Here is a 2816-nt window from a genome sequence, read left to right as displayed (position 1 = left end):
TGGCCGCGATCACCAGCGCCAGTCGCCCTGTCCAAGCGCGGTCACCGCACCAGCTTCACCCGGATCGTCGGTGCGGTGACCGCGCTTGGACAGGGCGACTGGCGCTGGTGATCGCGGCCAAACTCTGAGGACCAAGTGACGCCCCTTCACGCCACCGAGGCAGCCGCTGCCCGGCCGGCGCTGCGGCCGGAAAAGATGCAGCCGCCGAGGAAGGTGCCTTCGAGCGCCGCATAGCCATGCACGCCGCCGCCGCCGAAACCGGCGGCTTCGCCGACGGCATAGAGCCCGGCTACCGGCTGGCCATCTGCCCCCAGCACGCGGCTGTCGAGATCGGTCTGCAGGCCGCCCAGCGTCTTGCGGGTCAGGATGTTAAGCCGCACCGCGATCAGCGGGCCATTTGCCGGATCGAGCATCTTGTGCGGCTTGGCCGTGCGGATCAGCCGGTCGCCGAGATAGGCGCGCGCGCCGCGCAGAGCGGTGATCTGCATATCCTTGGAGAACAGGTTGTCGAGCTGCCTATCGCGGGCGTGGATCTCGCGCTCGACTTGAGCCACCTCAAGCAGCGCCTCGCCGCCGGCCAGCGCGTTCATGCGCGCGACCAGCGCCGGCAAATCGGCCTCGACGATGAAGTCCTCGCCCTTTTCCATGAACGCCTTGACGGGGCCCGGAATGCCCGATGTGGCGCGGCCGAGCACCTGGCGCCAGCTCTTGCCGGTCAGATCGGGGTTCTGCTCGGAGCCCGACAGCGCGAACTCCTTCTGGATGATCTTCTTGGTCAGGATGAACCAGGAGTAGTCGAAGCCGGTGCTCATGATGTGGGAGAGCGTGCCCAGAGTGTCGAAGCCGGGATAGAGCGGCACCGGCAGGCGCTTGCCGCGCGCATCGAGCCACAGCGATGATGGGCCGGGCAGGATGCGTATCGCATGGTCGGTCCAGATCGGCGCCCAGTTCTTGATGCCCTCGACATAGTGCCACATGCGGTCGCGGTTGATGATCGAGCCGCCGGCCCGTTCCGTGATCGCCAGCATGCGGCCGTCGACGTGGTCGGGCACGCCGGTGATCATGCGCTTGGGCGCCGCGCCCAGCCGCTGCGGCCAGTTTTCCCGTACAAGCTGATGGTTGGCGCCGATGCCGCCGGAAGCGACGATCACGGCTTGCGCGCGAAGCTCGAAATCTCCTGATATTTCGCGCGAACTCTTGTGGCCGCGCTCGGCGGTGCTCGGTTGCAGGATGTCGCCGCGCACCCCGTCGACAGTCGCACCCGTGCGGGTCAATTCATCGACCCGATGGCGGAATTTGAAACTGATCAGTCCGCGCTTCTGCGCCTCGCGCACGCGCTGTACGAAAGGTTCGAGAACGCCGGGGCCCGTGCCCCAGGTGATGTGGAAGCGCGGCACCGAATTGCCGTGGCCGATGGCATTGCCGCCGCCTCGCTCGGCCCAGCCGACCACGGGAAAGAATTTCAGGCCGCGCTGTATCAGCCAGGAGCGTTTTTCGCCGGCGGCAAAGCCGACATAGGCTTCCGCCCATTTGCGCGGCCAGAAATCCTCGGGCCGATCGAAAGCCGCGGTGCCCAGCCAGTCTTCCAGCGCCAGGTCATGCGAATCGCGGATGCGCATGCGCCGCTGCTCGGGCGAATCGACGAGGAAAAGGCCGCCGAACGACCAGAATGCCTGGCCGCCGAGCGACTGCTCCGGCTCCTGGTCGACGATGATGATTTTCTTGCCGGCCTCGGCAAGCTCGGCGGCGGCAACCAGCCCTGCAAGGCCGGCGCCGACAATGATCACGTCCGCATCGTCAGCCATTTTTCCTCCCAGAATTAGCCGGCTATTTCAATGCAAGGAATTCAGACGGTCTCCCAGCCTTCTTTGCCGCCGGCGCGGAAGATGGCGTCGATGACTTTCTGGTTGAGCACCGATTCCTCCAGCGTGAAGACGCGCTCCTTGCCGCCCTGTGCTGCACGCGCGAAGGTCTCGACCTCCAGCCGGTACTGCTGCGTGCCGGGAAAGCGGAAAACCTGCGCCTCGGTGTGGTTCTGGTTGTGCAGTTCGACGCGGTGGTGGTCGTAGAGCCCGGCATTGAAAGGCGAGAACAACTCGATGAAACCCTTCTCGCCGTGGAACACCATCACCTGGCGCGCCGCCATCTGCGTCGACAGATAGAACGACAGCTCGAAGTCACCGAAATCGGCACGGATCGAGGAGTAGATGTCGGTGCCGAATGTCTTGTCGCGCTCGATCGTCGCCTGCACGCGCAGCGGCTCCTTGCCGGTGGAAAAGCGCGTCGACACGGTCGGGTAAACGCCGATGTCGGGCAGCGCGCCGCCGCCGAGGTCGAGCTGGTTGCGCATGTTGCTGGGGTCGACGTTGTAGTAGGAGAACGCGCCCTGCACATGGCGCAGCCGGCCGATGGCGCCGCTGGCGATGAGCTCGCGCACCTTGATCCATTGCGGGTGGTAGATGACCATGAAGGCTTCGCAGACCAGCACCTTTTTCTGGTCGCGCAGCTTGATCAGCGGCAGGATGTCCTTGGCGTCGAGCGCCAGCGGCTTTTCGACCAGCACATGCTTGCCGGCTTCGATGGCCTTGGCCGACCACTCGACATGCTGCGAGGTCGGCAGCGGGATGTAGACGCCGTCTACTTCTTTCGAGGCGAGCAGTTCCTCATAGGAGCCGAAGGCATGGCGTGCACCGAAGCGGTCGGCCAGCGCCTTGGCCTTCGACAGGTCGCGGCTGGCGATCGCCGACAGCACGCCATTCTCCGCCTCGACCATCGCCGGCAACAAATGCTCGCGGCCGCTCTTGGCCGTCGACAAC

At 65.4% G+C, this 2816-nt stretch carries 2 protein-coding genes; both read right to left on the bottom strand.

The annotated features are described in order from the left end of the window. Positions 1-146: 146 nt before the first annotated feature. Entirely contained in the window at positions 147-1805 is a 1659-nt protein-coding gene (locus EN994_RS25615) for an FAD-binding dehydrogenase (RefSeq protein WP_063169795.1), read from the bottom strand. A gap of 41 nt (positions 1806-1846) precedes the next feature. After that, complete coding sequence (locus tag EN994_RS25610; RefSeq protein WP_127307904.1) at positions 1847-2815, bottom strand: Gfo/Idh/MocA family oxidoreductase; 969 nt, start codon at positions 2813-2815, stop codon at positions 1847-1849. Between the last annotated feature and the right edge of the window lies 1 nt (position 2816).

This window comes from Mesorhizobium sp. M7A.F.Ca.CA.002.09.1.1 (assembly GCF_003998555.1).
GTDB classification, from domain to species: Bacteria; Pseudomonadota; Alphaproteobacteria; order Rhizobiales; family Rhizobiaceae; genus Mesorhizobium; species Mesorhizobium ciceri.
The sequence above is the reverse complement of the archived record's forward strand: the minus strand, read 5'-3'. Positions and strand labels throughout refer to the sequence as shown.

What these genes read in the sequence shown, in the direction of transcription:
- EN994_RS25615 (WP_063169795.1), bottom strand. Translation starts at nt 1,805, where the DNA reads ATGGCTGACGATGCGGACGTGATCATTGTCGGCGCCGGCCTTGCAGGG.